The 18,114-nt window shown below is 62.7% G+C and carries 16 protein-coding genes, 1 tRNA gene and 1 pseudogene; 11 read left to right on the top strand and 7 right to left on the bottom strand.

What is annotated here, in order from left to right; all coding sequences use genetic code 11:
• The first annotated feature begins 1 nt into the window (after position 1).
• The 4 genes and pseudogenes from iolB (at position 2) to phnN (ending at position 3,515) form a co-directional block, all read left to right on the top strand.
• Entirely contained in the window at positions 2–814 is an 813-nt protein-coding gene (gene iolB, locus NMG46_RS01130) for a 5-deoxy-glucuronate isomerase (RefSeq protein ID WP_254815904.1), read from the top strand.
• 150 nt (positions 815–964) lie between these two features.
• Positions 965–1,672: a DUF1045 domain-containing protein gene (locus NMG46_RS01125; protein WP_254815903.1), complete on the top strand. Its 708-nt coding sequence runs from the start codon at positions 965–967 to the stop codon at positions 1,670–1,672.
• Between the two features lie 78 nt (positions 1,673–1,750).
• Positions 1,751–2,890, top strand: coding sequence for an alpha-D-ribose 1-methylphosphonate 5-triphosphate diphosphatase (locus NMG46_RS01120; RefSeq protein WP_254815902.1), 1,140 nt, complete (start codon positions 1,751–1,753; stop codon positions 2,888–2,890).
• Positions 2,887–3,515 (top strand): annotated as a pseudogene (gene phnN, locus NMG46_RS01115) (phosphonate metabolism protein/1,5-bisphosphokinase (PRPP-forming) PhnN). The gene NMG46_RS01120 and the pseudogene phnN overlap by 4 nt, the downstream one beginning before the upstream one ends.
• A gap of 88 nt (positions 3,516–3,603) precedes the next feature.
• Here phnN and NMG46_RS01110 read toward each other — a convergent pair.
• From NMG46_RS01110 to NMG46_RS01095, 4 genes are all read right to left on the bottom strand, one after another.
• A complete protein-coding gene (locus NMG46_RS01110) occupies positions 3,604–4,134 on the bottom strand; it encodes a DUF2231 domain-containing protein (RefSeq protein WP_254816369.1) in 531 nt (176 codons plus the stop codon).
• 151 nt (positions 4,135–4,285) lie between these two features.
• Positions 4,286–5,281, bottom strand: a complete 996-nt coding sequence (locus NMG46_RS01105; RefSeq protein WP_254815901.1) for an ABC transporter permease — start codon at positions 5,279–5,281, stop codon at positions 4,286–4,288.
• Positions 5,282–5,304: 23 nt separating this feature from the next.
• The gene (locus tag NMG46_RS01100) at positions 5,305–6,849 is read right to left on the bottom strand and encodes a sugar ABC transporter ATP-binding protein (RefSeq protein WP_254815900.1); all 1,545 of its coding nucleotides are present in this window, start codon (positions 6,847–6,849) and stop codon (positions 5,305–5,307) included.
• A 112-nt stretch (positions 6,850–6,961) separates the two neighbouring features.
• Positions 6,962–7,924 (bottom strand): sugar-binding protein, encoded by a 963-nt coding sequence (locus NMG46_RS01095; RefSeq protein ID WP_254815899.1) that lies wholly within the window; start codon positions 7,922–7,924, stop codon positions 6,962–6,964.
• Between the two features lie 531 nt (positions 7,925–8,455).
• Between NMG46_RS01095 and NMG46_RS01090 the strand changes: the two genes are divergently transcribed.
• Together NMG46_RS01090 and NMG46_RS01085 are read left to right on the top strand one after the other, a co-directional pair.
• On the top strand, positions 8,456–9,484 hold the full coding sequence (locus NMG46_RS01090; protein ID WP_254816368.1) for a LacI family DNA-binding transcriptional regulator: 1,029 nt from the start codon (positions 8,456–8,458) through the stop codon (positions 9,482–9,484).
• 69 nt (positions 9,485–9,553) lie between these two features.
• Positions 9,554–10,696: an alpha-hydroxy acid oxidase gene (locus NMG46_RS01085; RefSeq protein WP_254815898.1), complete on the top strand. Its 1,143-nt coding sequence runs from the start codon at positions 9,554–9,556 to the stop codon at positions 10,694–10,696.
• A 589-nt stretch (positions 10,697–11,285) separates the two neighbouring features.
• Here the strand turns inward: NMG46_RS01085 and NMG46_RS01080 are convergent.
• Together NMG46_RS01080 and NMG46_RS01075 are read right to left on the bottom strand one after the other, a co-directional pair.
• Positions 11,286–11,362 (bottom strand) — tRNA-Arg (locus NMG46_RS01080).
• Between the two features lie 323 nt (positions 11,363–11,685).
• The gene (locus tag NMG46_RS01075; RefSeq protein WP_254815897.1) at positions 11,686–13,173 is read right to left on the bottom strand and encodes an ATP-binding protein; all 1,488 of its coding nucleotides are present in this window, start codon (positions 13,171–13,173) and stop codon (positions 11,686–11,688) included.
• 334 nt (positions 13,174–13,507) lie between these two features.
• Here NMG46_RS01075 and rpmH point away from each other — a divergent pair, with 334 nt between their 5' ends.
• The 5 genes from rpmH to yihA all read left to right on the top strand — a co-directional run bounded on the left by rpmH (position 13,508) and on the right by yihA (position 17,295).
• Positions 13,508–13,642, top strand: coding sequence for a 50S ribosomal protein L34 (gene rpmH, locus NMG46_RS01070; RefSeq protein WP_008833937.1), 135 nt, complete (start codon positions 13,508–13,510; stop codon positions 13,640–13,642).
• Between the two features lie 23 nt (positions 13,643–13,665).
• The gene (gene rnpA / locus NMG46_RS01065) at positions 13,666–14,019 is read left to right on the top strand and encodes a ribonuclease P protein component (protein ID WP_254815896.1); all 354 of its coding nucleotides are present in this window, start codon (positions 13,666–13,668) and stop codon (positions 14,017–14,019) included.
• Between the two features lie 13 nt (positions 14,020–14,032).
• Positions 14,033–15,856, top strand: a complete 1,824-nt coding sequence (gene yidC, locus NMG46_RS01060; protein ID WP_254815895.1) for a membrane protein insertase YidC — start codon at positions 14,033–14,035, stop codon at positions 15,854–15,856.
• Positions 15,857–16,000: 144 nt separating this feature from the next.
• Entirely contained in the window at positions 16,001–16,639 is a 639-nt protein-coding gene (locus NMG46_RS01055) for a CatB-related O-acetyltransferase (RefSeq protein WP_254815894.1), read from the top strand.
• Positions 16,636–17,295 (top strand): ribosome biogenesis GTP-binding protein YihA/YsxC, encoded by a 660-nt coding sequence (gene yihA / locus NMG46_RS01050; RefSeq protein ID WP_302893465.1) that lies wholly within the window; start codon positions 16,636–16,638, stop codon positions 17,293–17,295. Before NMG46_RS01055 ends, yihA begins: the two co-directional genes overlap by 4 nt.
• A gap of 21 nt (positions 17,296–17,316) precedes the next feature.
• Here yihA and NMG46_RS01045 read toward each other — a convergent pair whose 3' ends face one another.
• Positions 17,317–18,063, bottom strand: a complete 747-nt coding sequence (locus tag NMG46_RS01045) for a TetR/AcrR family transcriptional regulator (RefSeq protein WP_254815893.1) — start codon at positions 18,061–18,063, stop codon at positions 17,317–17,319.
• Positions 18,064–18,114: the final 51 nt, after the last annotated feature.

The raw sequence follows: 18,114 nt of genomic DNA, 5'->3' as shown, positions 1-18,114 counted from the left end.
CATGCCTAAGCTGCTCATCAAAGCCAATAAGGGCCACGGCCGCGTCGCTCATGTGACGCCGCAAAACGCCGGCTGGACCTATGTCGGCTTCGATCTGCATCGGCTGAGGCCCGGCGAGAGCGCTTCCGGGCAAACCGCGGATCGTGAGGTCTGCCTGGTGTTCGTCACCGGCAAGGGCAAGGCCAAAGCCGGCGGCAAGGATCTCGGCCTGCTGGGCGAACGCATGTCGCCGTTCGAAGGCAAGCCTTGGTCGGTCTATGTGCCGCAGGGGTCGGAGTGGTCGGTGAGCGCCGATACCGATCTCGAACTTGCCGTCTGCTCGGCGCCAGGACTGGGCGGCGGTCTGCCGGTCCGTGTCATCGGGCCCGACGATCTCGGCCAGGAGGTTCGCGGCAAAGGCACCAACACGCGCTACGTCACCAACATCCTGCCGGAGGGCAAGCCGGCCGATTCCTTGCTGGTGGTCGAGGTGATCACACCCGGCGGTCACACATCGAGCTATCCGCCGCACAAGCACGACCAGGACAATCTGCCGGCTGAATCGTATCTGGAGGAGACCTATTACCACCGTCTCAACCCGCCACAGGGCTTTGCTTTCCAGCGCGTCTACACCGATGCCGACCAGAACGGTGCTCGTTCGCTCGACGAGGCGATGGCGATCGAGGACGGCGACGTCGTGCTGGTCCCCAAGGGTTATCACCCCTGCGCGGCCTGCCACGGCTATGATCTCTATTATCTCAACGTCATGGCCGGACCGAAGCGGACGTGGAAATTCCACAACGCGCCCGAGCACGAATGGCTGATGAAGGCCTAACCACTTCCCCTTCGCGCCCCAACCGCTGGTCCAAGCGAAAAATCGTCGGCTAACGACCCGGCTGTGTGGTTTTGTTACCGAAAACGCCGCAAAGCTTCGTCAATTCGTCATGGAAATCACCTATGGCAGCGGGGCTGACGAGGACTTTCGATGCGCTACGCGATCTATTTCACCCCCCGACAGGACGAACCGCTGGCACGGATCGCCGCCAACTGGCTCGGCCGCGACCCATTCGGTGCCGCCACAAAGCCGGTCGAGGCATTAGGCGAGTTGTCGGCGGCAGAAGTTGCCTTCCATACCGCTTCGGCGCGCCGCTATGGCTTTCATGCTACGCTGAAGGCGCCCTTTCGACTGGCCTCCAATGAGACGGAAACCTCGCTTCGCGCGGCACTCGACGATTTTGCCGAGGCAACGCCGGCGGTTACGATCCCGCGCCTCGTCGTCAGCCAGATCGACGGCTTCTTCGCGCTGGTGCCGGAAGCACCGCTGCCGTCGCTCAACCGCTTCGCCGATGATGTGGTGCGCGACTTCGACCGCTTTCGCGCGCCGTTGACGGAAGCCGAGATCGAACGGCGCAGCCCCGATTCGCTGAAGCCCGACGAGTTCCGCAATCTCTGCCAATGGGGTTATCCCTATGTGTTCGAGACGTTTCGCTTCCACATGACGCTGTCCGGCCGGGTCTCGTCACAGGAAAGCCCTCGTCTTCGCTTAGCAATCGACAGCCTGTTTGCGGGCGTGCTGCAAAGGCCGGTGCCGGTGGACGCGCTGACGCTGTTTGTGGAAACTGAACCTGGCGCGCCGTTCATGGTGCTGTCCCATCACGCGCTCAGGCGCCGCCCGGCCAGAAGAACTGCCTAATGACTATTTGCTCTAACCGCGTTTGTGCGACGCCAATTGGTTCCAGTTGGCTGCAAAATCCTGCAAGGACTGCTTGAAATGACCGCCGAGACTGTTCTTGACAACGCCCGCATCGTGCTCGCCGACCAGATCGTCCAAGGGTCGATCGTGCTGCGCGACGGCACGATCGCCGCCATCGATGCCGGACCCAGCTGCAGCGGCGAGGACATGGGCGGCGACTTCATCATCCCTGGCCTGGTCGAGCTCCACACCGATCATCTCGAAGGCCATTACGCGCCACGGCCGAAAGTGCGCTGGAACCCGATCGCCGCGGTGCTCGCCCATGACGCGCAGGTGGCGACCGCCGGCATCACCACCGTGCTCGACGCCTTGCGCGTCGGCATGGACGAGGATGCGGACCTGACGGCTGCCGACATACGCAAACTGGCCGACGCGATCGAGGACAGTGTCCAGCAGGACCGGCTCAGGGCCGACCATTTCATCCATCTGCGCTGCGAGGTTTCGGCGCCGGACTGCCTTCCAGCCTTCGCCAATTTCGACGGTGACGAGCGGGTCAGGCTGGCGTCGCTGATGGACCATGCGCCGGGACAGCGGCAATTCGTCGATCTCGAGACCTACGCCTACTACTATCAGCGCAAGCTGAAGCTTACGGATCGCGATTTCCAGAAATTCTGCGAAAAGCGGATGGCTGAATCGGCGAGGAACTCGAGCCCGAACCGCAGCTTCATCGCCGCGGCTTGTCATGAGCGCGGCATCGTGCTCGCCAGCCATGACGACGCGACCGTCGGCCATGTCGACGAAGCGATCGGGCAAGGTGTGCGCGTCGCCGAGTTCCCGACCACCGAGGAGGCAGCAAGGGCTTCGAAAAAGGCAGGGCTCGGCGTATTGATGGGCGCGCCGAACGTCATGCGCGGCGCTTCGCATTCGGGCAATGTCTCGGCCCGCACGCTGGCCGGCGACGGCCTGCTCGATATCCTGTCGTCGGACTACATTCCGTTCAGCCTGATCCAGTCGGCCTTCTTCCTCGGCGACGTGGTCGAAGGTATCTCGCTGCCGCAGGCTGTGGCCATGGTTTCGAAGAACCCGGCCGAGGCGGTCGGCCTCACCGATCGCGGTGTCATTGAGCCCGGCCGGCGCGCCGATCTGGTTCGCGTGCGCGTCGACGACCATGTCCCGGTCGTCCGCACGGTCTGGCGGCAGGGACGCCGGGTCGCCTGATGGTGTCGGCATCGGTCGAGCGTGAATTGTCCGCCGCGGGATTTCCGATCCGCGACGGTGTCTTCGTCGCCGTCGTTGGGCCGAGCGGTGCCGGCAAGGACACGGTGATCGGCTATGCGCGCGCGGTGTTTGCCGGCGAGAGCCGGCTGGAGTTCGTGCGCCGGGTGATCACCCGGCCGAGCGATGCGGCCACCGAGGATCACGATACGCTCGCCGATGCTGCCTTCGTCGAGGCCGAAGCGGATGGGGCCTTCGCCATTTCCTGGGAGGCGCATGGCCTGCGCTACGGCATCCCGGCCGAAGTCGACTGGTCGGTCTCCAACGGCCGTGTCGCGATCGCCAACGTCTCGCGCGCGATCATCCCGGCGCTGCGGGAGCGTTACGCCAATCTGGCTGTCGTCGAGATCACGGCTACACCGGAGATCCTGGCCGAGCGGCTGGCATTGCGCGGTCGCGAGTCGCGCGGCGAAGTGCTGGCACGGCTGGCGCGCAGTGCCAATGTGGCGCTGTCCGGACTAGGTGTCACCTCGATCGACAATAGCGGTCTTCGTGAAGCCGCCGGCGAGCGCTTCGCCGAGGTGCTGCGCAAGGCCATGGCTTCTCCGACATGTCCGGCCTTATCTAAAGTAGCGCCCATCCGATGCATTCGGTATGGGCACTACTTGTCTAACCAATATCTTTGGAAGCCGGTATCCCTTTTCGGGATTATGGCCTCATGCGGCGTGCCGGTCCCGACCAGCGTGACGAGTATCGGTGGCAGTGGTTGTCGAAGGCTTCACTGGCGCATCCGCTGGTGTATCCAGAACTGCAACGTGATGGCGATACACCATTTCCCAGCCCTTCCAGCCGGTGAACAGCAGTATGCAGACCACTATGAACGACAAGAGCGCACCCCATGGGCGGACCGCGGCTTCGGCGCCTTGGGCATAGCGAAGATAAAAATTGATCAGTGCCAAAACGACCGCGGTCAGGTTGCCCAGCATGTGATACCAGGCGTCCGACAAGGCGCGAATGCGCGGCTCGTTGAGGAAGTCGATAAAACCGGCTGTCGCGGCGAGAAGGGCCATTACGATGGCTGCCCCGATCAGCCACATCGATGCCCGTGCCCAGAAAGCATCGGCAGTTCCCCAGAAAACCAGGTCGGTGACAAAGGCACCGACAAGAAACGCGACAGGAAAAGGTATCAGCATCGGGTGGAGGGGGTGAGTTCCGACCTTTGCGGTACTTACTGGATTCGTGGGCATGGGACGCCTCCGCATAGCAAAGCTTAAATAAACGCTTCGATACGGGTTTCGTTCCAAATGGAGATTAATCTGAACTGCTGTCGCGAAGCTCAGGCCAACTTTTTGATGCCTGCCAATGGCAGTCGGCGCATTTCATCCAGCTATTTTTGCGTCATTCCGCGGCAGCACCCGCCACGCCCTTACGGGTAGCTTCCAGCATCCGCCGCCGCGCCCTGAACACGCCCCATTGCTGGTCGACCAGCACGCCGATGAGGATCACCCCGCCCATGACGGCGAAGTTGAGCGAGGACGGGATGCCGAGCAGGTTGACGAGGTTCTGCAGCTCCTGCAGCAGCACCGTGCCGAGCAGGACGCCGATCAGCGAGCCTTCGCCGCCGCGCAGCGAGAAGCCGCCGAGCACCGCTGCCGCGATGGCGTAGAGTTCGTAGAACTGGCCGTGGCTCGCCGGCGAGATCGAGCGTGTGTACATGGCGAAATAGATAGCCGACAGCGCCGTCAGCACGCCGCAGATGACATAGGCGGCTATGACGATGCGGCCGGTGCGGATGCCGGAATATTTTGCCGCTTCCTCGTTCTTGCCGATGGCGTAGAGATAGCGCCCGAATACCGAACGGTGCAGCACCACCCACATGACGACGGCGATGACGATCAGCGCGATGAAACTGTTCGGCACGCCCCAGGACCGCCCCGCCGTCAGGAATTCGAGTTCCGGGAAGTTCTGCCCAAAGGCAAAGCCGGCGGTGCCGTCGGCAGTGTAGAAGCGCGCCACGCCGCGATAGATCAGCAGGCCGCAGAGAGTGACGACAAACGGCTGCAACTTCAGCCGGGTGATCAGCCAGCCGTGCATCAGGCCGATGATGGCGCCGAGCGCGATGATCAGCACGAAGGCCAGAGGCCACTCCATCTCCCGCACGGCGATGAAATCGATGAACAGCGTACCGAGTAGCGCAACCACCGAGCCGACCGACAATTCGATGCCGCCGGTGATGATGACGAAGGCTTGGCCAATCGACAGGATGCCGAACAGCCCGATCAGATTCGAGGTGTTGGCGAGATTGATCGGCAGCAGGAAGCGCGGGTTAATGATCGCCACCACCGCGCCGACCACCAGGATCAGGATCAGCAGGCCGAGATCTTTCTTGCTCATCGTCTTCTCCCAACGCCTGCGAATTACTTCGGCTGCTTGCCGACCGCCAGCAGCAGCACGTTTTCCTGGCTGAACCGGTCCTTGTCGAGAATGCCGGAGATCTGGCCCTCATGCATGACGGCAATGCGGTCGGAAACGCCGATCACCTCCTCCATGTCGCTGGAGATCATCAGCACGGCGACCCCGGCATCGGCCAGCGCCCGCATCAGCCCGTAGATCTCGGCCTTGGCGCCTATATCGATACCGCGTGTCGGCTCATCGAGGATCATCACCTTCGGCTTCATCGCCAGCCATTTGGCCAGCACGACCTTTTGCTGGTTGCCGCCCGACAGCGTGCCGGTGCGCGTCTGCACGGAGGGCGCCCTGATGCCGAGATCGGTCTTCTGTTTTTCGGCGGTGGCGGCCTCGGCGCTGGCCGAGACCAGCGAGCGCCGCGAATGCGCCGGCAGATTGGGCAGCGAGATGTTCTGGGCAATCGACAGGTCGAGCAGGATGCCAGTCAGCTTGCGGTCTTCCGGGACGAGGAAAATACCGTTGGCCACTGCGTCGGCGGCCGAACCAAGAACCAGGTCTTTTCCGTCAAGCTGGAACGAGCCGCCAAAGCTCCTGTCGATGCCGAACAGCACGCGCGCCAGTTCCGTCCGGCCGGAGCCGACGAGACCGGCCAGGCCGAGGATCTCGCCATGCCTGACGTCGAGGTCGACGGGGCGGTCAGGATAGGCGGCGGTGCGAATGGCCTTGACCGACAGCGCGACGGAGCCAGGCGGGCGCGCCGATTCTGCGGCCTTCTCGCGCTCCTTCAGCATGCGGCCGATCATCAGCTTGACCATCTGGTCGTGATTGATGGCGCTCTTCGGCAAGGTTCCGGCGAGCATTCCGTCCCTGAGCACGACGACGCGGTCGGCGACGCGCTCGACCTCGTGAAGGCGGTGCGAGATGAAAATGACACTGATGCCGTCTGCCTTCAGCGCCTTGATGACACCGAGCAGCTTGTCGGTTTCGGCGATCGGCAGGCTGGAGGTCGGTTCGTCGAGGATAACCAGCCGTGCCTTGATCGACAGCGCCTTGGCGATCTCGACCATTTGCTGCTGCGCCAGCGACAGCGCCGACACCGGCGTATCGGCCGAGAAATTGGCGCCCACGCGTTTGAGCAGCGGCGCCGCCTGCGCTCGCAGCCTGGCGCGGTCGACGAGCTTGAGCGGCCCGGCGCGCAGCGGTTCGCGGCCGAAGAAGATATTGGCGGCCACGTCGAGGTTTTCGAACAGGTTGAGTTCCTGGTGGACGAAAGCGATGCCCGAGCCGATGCTGGCCTCGACAGTCAGCCCGTCATGGGCGACGCCATCGACGGTGATGGTGCCGGTGTCCGGCCTGGTCACGCCACCGAGGATCTTCATCAGCGTCGATTTGCCGGCGCCGTTTTCGCCGACCAGGCCGATGACCTCGCCGGGCCTGACCTCCATCGAGAATCCGTCCAGCGCAACGACGCCGGGATAGGTCTTGCGCACACCGTCGAGGCTCAGGAACGGAGCGTCCGCAGATGCAACGATGGATGGGTCGGAATAATTCATCACGCCTGACAGCAGCCGGTGAGCCGTTTGGTCTCAGACTGACGAGCCTCGCGAGGCCCGTCAATAGAACGCCGGCTCAAGGCGAACCTTGAGCCGGCGCAACCTAATTCGCTCAGTTTCCAGACATCGCCTTGAGGCTGGCGGCGTAGGCGTCGACATCGTCCTTGCCGATGATCTTGGTCGGGATGATGATCAGGCCATCGGCGGGAATGCCCGACTTGTCGCCCTCGAGATAGGCAGCCATCAGCTTCATGCCCTGATAGGCCCATTCGAAGGGCTGCTGCACGACGGTGGCGGCGACGGTGCCTTCCTTGACGCCGCCCAGCGTGATCGGATCGTCGTCGAAGCCGACGACGGTGATCTGGCCGAGCTTGCCGGCATCGCGCAGCGCTTCATAGATGCGCGGCGTGTTGTAGGAATAGAAGCCGACCATGCAGGTGACGTCGGGGCTGGCGACCAGCGCGTCCTCGACGTTCTTCTTGGCGCGAGCCTGATCGATGTCGTCGCCACGCACGTCGACCAATTCGATCTTGGTGCCGGCGAGACCTTCCTTCATGCCCTGGATGCGCTCCTTGGCGTTGTCGGCGCCGAGCAGGCCGACGAAGCCGAGGCACTTGCCGCCGTCAGGCATTGCCTTCTTGGCGATCTCTGCCGCCTGCTTGCCGGCATCGACATTGGACGAGCCGATATAGGCGACACGCTTGGTCTGCGGCGCGTCGCTGTCGGTGGTGAACAACGCCGTTTCCGAGGCGATCTTGTTCAGCCCGTCGGTCGACGTCTTGGGATCGACGGCCGAGACCATGATCGCCTTCACGCCGGCCGTCACCAGATCGTCCATCAGGCGCTGCTGGATGGCGACCGAGGACTGCTCCGGATATTTGAGTTCAAGATTGTAGTTGGGCAGTTCGGCTTGAGCCTTCTTGACGCCGGCTTCCGCCGCCTTCCAGAAATCGGAAGCGCCGTTGACGACGAAGGCCAGTGTCGGCTTGTCGTCGGCCCGCGCAATTGCGCTGGCGGACAGCCCGAGCAGCAGGGCCGCAGCGGCGACGGACGCATTTCGTATCACAGATTTCATATTCAACCTCCCTAATTTTCGCTGATGATGAACGTGCCGGCGCGGCTTGGACGCCCTCCTCCTCAAGGGTTTCCGGCAGCGAAGAACGACGCCATTCCAGCCGCGATCGTCGACTTTAGAGACTCATTCGCCGTTCGTAAATAGTCCGATTTGTCTGACATTTCCCGGAGCGGCAGGCAAGCTTCGGCTGACGGGAACCGTCCGATACCAGGCTGGCTTGCGTTCCGAACATGCGCGGTCCGAGGTCGTCCGGGCATGATGGATTGACGTTATAGTGATACCGGATATTAGTAAAGAGTATTAGTTTGGTTGAGATTCTCGCACAAAGGAGAGAGGCCTCCCCAGTCACAACCGTTTTGAACCGGGGACTACATCGCCCAAGAAGGGTCGATTATATCTATTAGTAGCGCTTCGCCCTATAAATGCGGGATTCGAGGGACCAATGACATGAACGAACCACTGCGTGATCCCGTCCTTGAGGGTACCAGGCGGCGCAAGCCGTCCGGGAAAAACCCCAAGGGCCGCGTTACCATGACCGACATCGCCAGGGTCGCCGGCTGTTCGCAGGCGACGGTTTCGTTCGTGCTCAACAACACGCCGGGCATCAGGCTGTCGCAGCAAACCCGAGAGCGGGTGATCGAGACGGCGCGAGCACTGGGCTATTCGCCGCCGGTGTTTTCTGCCTTGCGAGCCCCGGTTGCCGCATTCGACGGGCTGGATGGCGTGATCGGCTTCGCCGTCGACCAGTTGGCGACCAGCCCGGAGGCGGTCGTCGCCATTGAAGGGGCGCGGCAAGCCTCGTGGAACGCCGGCAATGTAGTGTTGGTGGCGCAGACCATGGGCGACGAGGTGATGGAGCCCCGGGCCATTGCGGCACTGACCAAGCGGGGCATTTCGGCGCTGATCTACATGACCATCTTCACCCGCGAGATCGTCGCGCCGGACTATCTCTACGGCCTCGACATTCCGGTCATCCTGCTCAACTGCTACACCGCGGACCATGCCTTCCCCGCCGTGGTGCCGAGCGAGATCGCCGGCGGCCAGAGCTCGACCCGGCACCTGATCAGCTATGGCCATCGCCGTATCGCCACCATCACCGGCGAGCCCTGGATGCGGGCGGCTCAGGACCGGCTGAAAGGTTACCGCCGGGCGCTGGCGACGGCCGACATCCCGTTCGACCCGGCGCTGGTCGTCGAAGGCGATTGGTCAGCGAGCGCCGGCTATGCCGCGACCGTCAGGCTCTTGGCGCTGAAGGACCGGCCGACCGCTATCTTCTGCCAGAACGACCGCACCGCGATCGGCTGCTACGAGGCGCTGAAGGAGGCCGGCCTGCACATCCCCCAGGATATTTCGGTGGTCGGCTATGACGACGAGGAGATCGCGCGACATCTGTTCCCGCCCCTGACGACGTCGATCCTGCCGCATATGGCGATGGGACAATGGGCGATCGAGCAGTTGGAAGTCCCCGCTGCTCCCGGTCGCGGCCGGAGCCGCTATCCCGTAACCAAGCTCGAATGCCCGCTGGTGGAGCGGGAGTCGGTTGGCGCCGTGGCGGAGTGAGGCGAGCGCGCCGGCGATCGACAGTTGCACAGGCTTGACATCAGGCCCGCCATATACCCGATTGATTTCATGAGATTGCAAAGCTGCTATAATTTTCAGGACTTCCGCCGGCTGGCAAAACAGCGCCTGCCAGGCCCGATCTTCAACTATATCGATGGCGGCGCGGACGACGAGACGACGCTGCGGCGCAACACGGCGGCGTTCGAGGACTGCGATCTCGTCCCCAACGTCCTTGCCGGCGTTGGACAGGTCGACATGTCGGTCACCGTCATGGGCCAGAAGCTGACGATGCCGGTCTATTGTTCGCCGACGGCTCTCCAGCGGCTGTTTCACCATAGCGGCGAGCGCGCCGTCGCCGCGGCGGCGGAGAAGTTCGGCACGATGTTCGGCGTCTCGTCGCTCGGCACGGTCAGCCTGGAGGAAGTGCGCCAGCACAGGACGCCGCAGGTCTACCAGTTCTATTTCCACAGGGATCGCGGCCTGAACCGCGCCATGATGGAGCGCGCCAAGGCGTCCGGCGTCGAGGTGATGATGCTGACGGTCGACAGCGTCACCGGCGGAAACCGCGAGCGTGACCTGCGGACCGGCTTTTCTATCCCCTTTCGGCTTACGGTCGGCGGCATGATGCAGTTCGCGATCAAGCCGAGATGGGCTATCGACTATTTGACCCACGAAAAGTTCAGCCTGCCGCAGTTGGACGGCCATATCGATCTCGGTGGCGGAGCGCTTTCCATCAGCCGCTATTTCACGGAGATCCTCGACCCGTCGCTGGATTGGAAGGACGTCGAAGACATGGTCCGCTTCTGGAACGGCCAGTTCTGCCTGAAGGGGATCATGAGCGTCGCCGATGCCAGAAAGGCCGTCGAAATCGGCTGCACCGGCATCGTTCTGTCAAATCATGGCGGCAGGCAGTTGGACGGCTCGCGCAGCCCCTTCGACCAGCTGTCCGAGATCGTCGACGCGGTGGGCGACAAGATAGACGTGATCATCGACAGCGGCGTCCAGCGCGGCACACATGTGCTGAAAGCCCTGTCGGTGGGCGCCAAGGCCGTCGGCGTCGGGCGGTATTATCTGTTCCCGTTGGCAGCCGCCGGACAGGCCGGTGTCGAACGGGCGCTCGGCCTGATGCGAACCGAGATCGAACGCGGCATGCGGCTGATGGGATGCAGGTCGGTGGCAGAGCTTTCCAGGGAAAATGTGCGGTTTAGGTGAGGGAGCCGGGACGCACAGCATAAGCTTTTCGAAGTGCAAACCTATGCCGACCTGGCGCCCGTTTCGAAGAGGGCCTCGCCGGAACAGCGTCCGTATGTCCGCCCTCAAGCTGCCGCTGCGTGTAACGCGCCGTTAACGCCGTTCGCGGCTGACAGGATGCTGGCCGCAGTTCGAAGGTATAGTCTGCGTCTCGCTGTCAGGTGCGGAGGCGAAAATGAATTTGCTTCGGATTGCGCTCTTGTGCACGGCCATGATCGACCTTGGAATGCCGGCCGTTCGTGCTGAGGATCGGCCTGTGCCGTCGAACAATAATGCCGCAACAGCGCAGCCGCCCGTTCATTGTGAAGGCCAAAATTGTCTCCCGCCGGCGCAAGATCCCGTGCAGGAATGCACTGGCCAGGATTGCACGCCAGCTCCGCCGACTGAACCGGGCCCGGAGATCAAGCAGGCCGACTGAGCAGCATTAGCTGACGATCCCCTTTTTGGCATGGGCAGCGCTCACGTCTCGCGACCTTCCGACGATTGTCGGACGGCTGTGAGCTCACCGCGCCCGCGAGGTCGCCTGAGGCGGGGCCGTGCATTCGATTGATGGCGCGCCCGAAGAGATTCGAACTCCTGACCCCCAGATTCGTAGTCTGGTGCTCTATCCAGCTGAGCTACGGGCGCGCAACAGGCCATGCTTGGCATAGCCCGCGATCCGATCCTGGCGACCGGCCGCGATGTGAGCTGTTCCCTAGCGGCTGAATTTGCGAAAAGCAAGCCGACCCTGGCCAAAAGTTTTGCAGTCATGCCTTGCCATCATGCGCCGGCCGGCGAAGGCAAGATCGCGTCACGCAGCGGCCGAGCCGACAGGTCGTAGTCTTGGATCGGTCATTTGCCAATCGGAACGGTCCGTAACGAAATGAGCCGTTGCACGGCGGCCGAGCCGATGGCTCGTAGTCTCGGACCAACGCTTCGCGAATTAAAACGATCCGTAACGATACGGTTCGTTACGCCGGGCGGCGCAGCCCGTTGCGGGCCTGGTCGAGCCGGACCGGCTGGTCGGGAATGGTGACCGCGAATGTGGTGCGGCCGCCGATCGATTCGACCAGCTCCACCGTGCCGCCATGGGCGCGGATCAATTCATGGGCGATCGCCAGGCCAAGGCCGGTGCCGCCGCTACGGGCCGAGCCGCGAAATGCCGCGAACAGGTTTTCTCGCGCCTTTGGCGGCAGGCCGGGGCCGGTGTCGGTGACGACGATGCGGCTGACGCTGCCGATGCGCTCGGCCGATATGGTCAGGCGGCGCACCACGGCGCTCTCGGTATCCGCCGCCATCGCCTGCACGGCGTTGCGGCTAAGATTGGTGAGCACGCGGAACAGCTGGTCGGAATCGGCATCGACCTCGAGCACCGGGTCGACGGCGTTGACGAATTCAATGCCGCATTCGATATCGAGCAGGCCCTGGACGTCTTCGACCAGCTGACGCAGCCGCAGCCTGCGGCGCGACGGCGGCGGCTCCTGGGTGCGGCCATAGGCCAGCACGCCCTCCGAATAGGACACCGCACGGTCGAGCGCGCGCAGCAGTTTTGGCGCGAAGGCCTGCACGGTCGGGTCCTTGACCTGGCGCAGGCGGTCCGACATCAGCTGCGCCGAGGCGAGAATGTTGCGCATGTCGTGGTTGATCTTCGACACGGCCAGGCCGAGATCTGCCAGGTGCTTCTGCTCGGTCAGCATCTTCTGCAGCCGCTCCTGCATCTGCGACAGTTCGCGTTCGGCGACGCCGATCTCGTCGGCCCGGGCGGCGGGGTGAATGATGCGGCCGGGATCGTCGGGAGCCTCGGAAAAGGACAGCATCGAGCGTGTCATCGTCCTGATCGGGCCGATCATGATCAGGTCTATCGCGGCATAGACCAGCATGGCGGTGAACAGCGAGATCAGCAGCGAGACGAAGGCGACGTTGCGCGAATAAATCAGCATGGCATTGCGCAGGCGGTGGTCGGGCATGATCAGCTCGAATTCCTTGTCGCTGTCGCCGACCGGCCCGAAAACGCGCAGCATGCGGTTGCCGCCGAAGAACAGCGTGTCCAGCGCGCCGGTCATGCCCTTGATCATGCCGACATTGGCGATATCGATATGCTCGTCGACCTGCGGCGGCATTTCGGCCACGACCAGAAGCCGCGAGACGCCGCCGTCGCGCACGGCGATCGCCTTGGCGCCGATCGCCATCAGTACGTCGTTCTGGGCGGCACGCGACAGCGAGGCAGGTTCGCCCTGCACCAGGACGATGGAAACCGCGGCGGCGGTGCTCAGCCTTTCCTTCAGCCAGCTCAGCCTGTAGCTGGCGATCCAGGGCACGAAGATGAGGATTTCGGCCAAGAGCACGAAGACGATGGTGAGCAGCAGCAGCTTCGTCGACAGGCCGCGCGCCAGCGGCACCCTGCGGGTGGCGGCCTTCGCCTGGGCGATGCTTTCGTCGGTTGCTGGGACTTCACTCATGCTCGTCGTCACGGCTGCCTGTCATCACGGCTGCTTGTCTTAAGGACTGCTCGTCTTCACGATCGCTTGATCGAGCAAGATTAGGCGATTGCGGCTTTTTTGCCAAATTCATCCTTGGTCGAAGCCGGAAAGAGGCCGCAAGGACTTCCCTGCCAGTCCGACAACGCCGGCCCGACAGGCTGGATTGACTTCCAAAACCCTTCTTTCTATAAGCCCGCTCACGCTCGGGCCATTCGTCCCGGCGCGGTTTCGATCGCGCCAAAACCGGCCCGGCAAAGCTCCTGTTACAAAGTGACAGAATCAAGAAGGGCCGCACCCCGCGGTATTTAAACAAATGAAGCGTACTTACCAGCCGTCCAAACTCGTTCGCAAACGCAGGCACGGCTTCCGTGCCCGCATGGCCACCAAGGGTGGCCGCGGCGTCGTCGCAGCCCGCCGCAACCGCGGCCGCAAGCGTCTCAGCGCCTGAGCACCAAGCGAGAGACAAGATCGTTGCCCGCAACCGGCAAGCCAACGGGTGCCCATCCCAAGCGGCTTCTGAAGCGCGCGGAATTCCTGGCCGTCCGTCGTGGTGAAAAGCGCCGCGGGCGGCTTTTCCTCGTCGAGGTCCTGGGCCGCGGCGACGGCGAGGCGCCGCGCGTCGGCTATACCGTCACCAAGAAGGTCGGCAACGCCGTCGTTCGCAACCGCATCCGGCGGCGGCTGAGAGAGGCCGTGCGCACGCATGCCGCGGATGACATGGTGCCCGGCAATGATTATGTCATCGTCGGGCGCGAAGACGTGCTTACGACTCCGTTCGGCCAGTTGAAGGCCGAACTCTCCCGCAGATTGCGTGGAACACGATAGGCCAAGGGCTTCGATGGAAAACAACCGCAACTTCTTCATCACCATCGCACTGTCGGTGCTGATCCTGGCGCTTTGGCAATATTTCTACGTGATGCCGCGCAGCGAGATGCAGCGCGAAGCCGCCCGCATCGAAGAACAGCGCGTGGCGGAGCAGAAGAAGGCTGCCCAAGGCACCGCTCCCGGCGCGACCGAAACGCCGGTGCAGCCGGGCGCCATTCCGAGCGCGCCCGGCGGCGACGCGGTGACGCCGGCCGGCCGCGAGCAGGCGATTGCCTCGACTAAGCGCGTCAAGATCGACACGCCGAGCCTCGAAGGCTCGATCAACCTCACTGGCGCGCGCCTCGACGATCTCCGGCTCAAGCATTACAGGGAGACGGTCGACAAGACCTCGCCCGAGATCGCGTTGCTCAACCCGGCGTCCCTGCCAAACGGCTATTTCGCCGAGATCGGCTTTTCCGGCACGCCGGATGTGGGCAGGCTGCCCGGCCCCGACACGGTCTGGCAGACCGACGGCAATGCGACGCTGACACCAGCGACGCCGGTCACGCTGACCTTCACCAACGACAAGGGCCTGGTTTTCAAGCGCACCTTCTCGGTCGACAGCCAATATATGTTCACCGTATCCGATACGGTCCAGAACGGCGGCTCGGCACCCGCGACGTTGTCGAACTATGGCCGAGTCACCCGCTTCGACAAGCCGGCTATCGCCAGCACCTATGTGCTGCACGAGGGCCTGATCGGCGTTACCGGAAGCGAGGGCCTGCAGGAATACAAATACTCCAGCGTCGAATCGGACAAGGAGTACAAACCAGGCAAGTCGAGCGACGGCTGGCTCGGCATCACCGATAAATACTGGGCGGTCACCCTGGTGCCGCCGAGCGGCCGCGAATTTCAGCCCAAATTCTCTTATTTCGAGTTCAAAAGCGGACCCCACCCGCATAGCTACCAGTCCGATTTCCTGTCCGATCCGGTCACAATCGCTCCCGGGCAATCGACGACCGTGGAGTCGGAGATATTCGCCGGCGCCAAGGAAGTTTCGACGATCAACGCCTATGAAAAGGACCGTCATATTCGCCAGTTCGACCTGCTGATCGACTGGGGCTGGTTCTATTTCATCACCAAGCCGATGTTCTGGCTGATCGACACGCTCTACAAATTCTTCGGCAATTTCGGCCTGGCGATCCTCGCCACCACCGTCATCGTCAAGGCGCTGTTCTTCCCGCTCGCCAACAAGTCCTATGCGTCGATGGCGAACATGAAGAAGGTGCAGCCCAAGATGCTCGAGATCCGCGAGAAATACGCGGACGACAAGATGAAGCAGCAGCAGGCGATGATGGAGCTGTACAAGACCGAGAAGATCAATCCGCTCGCCGGCTGCTGGCCGGTGGCGTTGCAGATTCCGGTGTTCTTCTCGCTCTACAAGGTGCTCTACATCACCATCGAGATGCGGCACGCGCCGTTCTTCGGCTGGATCCAGGATCTCGCGGCGCCGGACCCGACATCGATTTTCAACCTGTTCGGGCTGATCCCGATCACCTTGCCGCACATGCTGATGATCGGCGTCTGGCCGCTGATCATGGGCGTGACGATGTTCCTGCAGATGCGCATGAACCCGACGCCGCCGGACCCGACGCAGGCGGCGATCTTCACCTGGATGCCCGTGATCTTCACCTTCATGATGGCGGGTTTTCCGGCCGGTCTCGTTATCTACTGGGCTTGGAACAACACGCTGTCGATCCTGCAGCAGGGCGTGATCATGAAGCGGCAGGGCGCCAAGATCGAACTGTGGGACAATCTGGTCGCGCTGTTCCGCAAGAAACCGTCGCCGGCGGAATAGCCGGCGCTCCGATGATGCGAAACCAGAAAGCCCCGGTTCGTCCGGGGCTTTTTGTACAGGCTGGCGGTCTGGATTAAGCGATTGGTACTGCCGGGCCGATCGCGCTATTTTGACCTGGCTGGCAGTTGCCCGACGGAGCTCGATATGACCGGACCCAATCCATCGATCAAGCATCCGATCCCGTTGCACACGCGCGTCGGCTTTCTGAAACCGCTGGTGACGGCGCCGAACATCGAGATCGGCGATTTCACCTACTATGACGATCCTGACGGGCCCGACAAATTCGCCGAAAAATGCGTGCTGCATCATTACCCGTTCATCGGCGACAGGCTGATCATCGGCAAGTTCTGCGCCATTGCCGAAGGCGCGCGCTTCATCATGAACGGCGCCAATCACGCCATGTCCGGCTTTTCGACCTATCCGTTCAACATCTTCGGTCACGGCTGGGAGGAAGGCTTCGACCCGGCGACATGGTCGAAGGAGGTGCGTGGCGACACAATCGTCGGCCACGACGTCTGGATCGGCATGGAAGCGGTGATGCTGCCGGGCGTGAAGATCGGCGACGGCGCCATTGTCGCGGCAAAGTCGGTGGTGACGCACGATGTGCCGGCCTATGCGATCGTCGCCGGCAATCCGGCCAAGGTGGTGAAGATGCGCTTCGACGACAGGACCATCCGGCGGCTGCTGGCGCTGGCGTGGTGGCACTGGCCGGTGGAAAAGATCAGCCGCAATCTCGATGCCATTCGTGGCAGCAACATTTTTCTTCTGGAGGCAGCGGTTTGAAGGCGTTGAACAAGACCACGATCGGCATCGAATTGTTCACGCGAGCCTGGATATTCATCCGCGGCGTGCCGGCGATGAAATTCCTGCCGCCGGAGGGTCCGCCCGAGATCGCCTTTGCCGGCCGCTCCAATGTCGGCAAATCGTCGCTGATCAACGCGCTGGTCAACCAGAAGGGGCTGGCGCGCACCTCCAACACACCGGGCCGCACGCAAGAACTCAACTATTTCGTGCCGGGCGGATTTTCGGGAGAAGGCGCCGACCTGCCGCCGATGGCCCTGGTCGACATGCCGGGCTATGGCTACGCCACGGCGCCGAAGGAAAAGGTCGACGAGTGGACGAAGCTCGTGTTCGACTATCTGAAGGGCCGGGTGACGCTGAAGCGCGTCTACGTGCTGATCGATGCCCGCCATGGCATCAAGGCCAAGGACGACGAGGTGCTGTCGCTGCTCGACAAGGCGGCGGTGTCGTATCAGATCGTGCTGACCAAGACCGACAAGATCAAGGCGGCGGGGGTACCGCGACTGGTCGAGGAAACGCTCCAGAAGATCAAGAAACGCCCGGCGGCATTTCCCTTCGTGCTCGCCACGTCGTCGGAAAAGAGCGAGGGCCTCGAGGAACTGCGTGCGGCGATCGTGCTCGCCGCCAATGGCGGATAGGCAACGGACTCCGACGGCTGCTCAGGCGGGGGAGGCCCGTTCCCGCTCTGCAAGCTGTTCTGTGCCGTAGGCCTTCAGGAACACGTCGACGCCCGACCTGACGATATGTTCGATCTCGGCCACACTTGGCGCCTTGGTGCGGTAGGCGAATATGCACTGGCGGAAAAGACCGGCCAGGCACAGTTCGGTGAACTGATAGGCGGCAAGCTCGACGTCGTCGATCTTCAGCAGACCGCGTTCGATAGCCATGTTGAGGAAAACGACAACCCTGTCATGGCCGCGCTTCGGCCCGCGTTCGTAAAATCGCGCGCCAAGCTCCGGAATCCGTTCCGACGCACCGATCACCGTCCGCTGCGCCAGGATGACCCTCGCCGAAGTGATCTTCATGGATAGCACGATGCCGAACTTCACCAGCGTCTGGCGAAGGTCGCCGATCTGATCGAGCACCTCATACATGTTCTTGAAGATCGTGCCGCGTTCTTCCTCGATCAGCGCTTCGAACAGCTCTTCCTTGTTGGCGAAGTAGACATAGATCGTGCCCTTTGACACGCCGGCCTCGCGCGTAATGTCGTTCATTGACGCGGCTTCGAAGCCCTTGTCGATGAAGACACGGCGCGCACCCTCGATGATCTGGCTGCGCTTGACCGGGTCTTGCCCCGCGGCCGGGCGGCCGCGCGGCAGGCTGTCCAGCAGATCGCACTGCTCCTTGCCAGCGCTGGACAATGGGCCTGAATCAGACAAAGGAGCGGCCTTGGGGGCTTCGGCCATAATGTCACACCTCGTAAAATAATTCGAACCATCCGGTTCGATTGCTCTTGA

Origin of the sequence: Mesorhizobium sp. LMG 17147, assembly GCF_024297145.1 — a bacterium.
Taxonomy (GTDB): domain Bacteria; phylum Pseudomonadota; class Alphaproteobacteria; order Rhizobiales; family Rhizobiaceae; genus Mesorhizobium.
The sequence above is the reverse complement of the archived record's forward strand: the minus strand, read 5'-3'. Positions and strand labels throughout refer to the sequence as shown.